This window comes from Christiangramia aestuarii (assembly GCF_009735585.1).
In the GTDB taxonomy this organism is placed as follows: Bacteria; Bacteroidota; Bacteroidia; order Flavobacteriales; family Flavobacteriaceae; genus Christiangramia; species Christiangramia aestuarii.
Map to the genome: position 1 here is coordinate 1 of NZ_VJVW01000180.1, position 355 is coordinate 355.

Annotated in this window: 1 pseudogene; it reads right to left on the minus strand. The window is 65.6% G+C overall.

From position 1 onward, the window contains the following. Positions 1 to 260 (minus strand): annotated as a pseudogene (locus FLP08_RS17445) (N-acetylmuramoyl-L-alanine amidase); the annotation flags it as partial. Positions 261 to 355: the final 95 nt, after the last annotated feature.

Consider the following 355-nt stretch of genomic DNA (forward strand, 5'->3'; position numbering starts at 1 on the left):
CGATGGAAGTGTCGTTGAGGTTGTCGCGGCGCGCCCAGCCGCTGACGCCGGCGTGCCAGGCGCGGTCTTCCTCGGCGACCAGGTTGAAGATGCGCTGGCCCTTGAAGCCGGCGGCCTTGTAGCTGGGGTCGTGCGGCGCCGGTGGTCAGCGCCTTGACCGAGGCGGCGAAGTCGAGCGCGGTGTAGTGCAGCACCAGGAAGCGCACGCGTTTGCCGTAGGGGGTAGTGGTGCGATAGCTGTTGTAGTCGATGGTCAGCATGGTTTTCACCTTTTTGCGGATGATGGAAAGCCCCCGGCCACAGGCTCGCCTGTAGCTAGGGACGTCGATGCAGCGATGAGGTTCAGGGGCCGGCC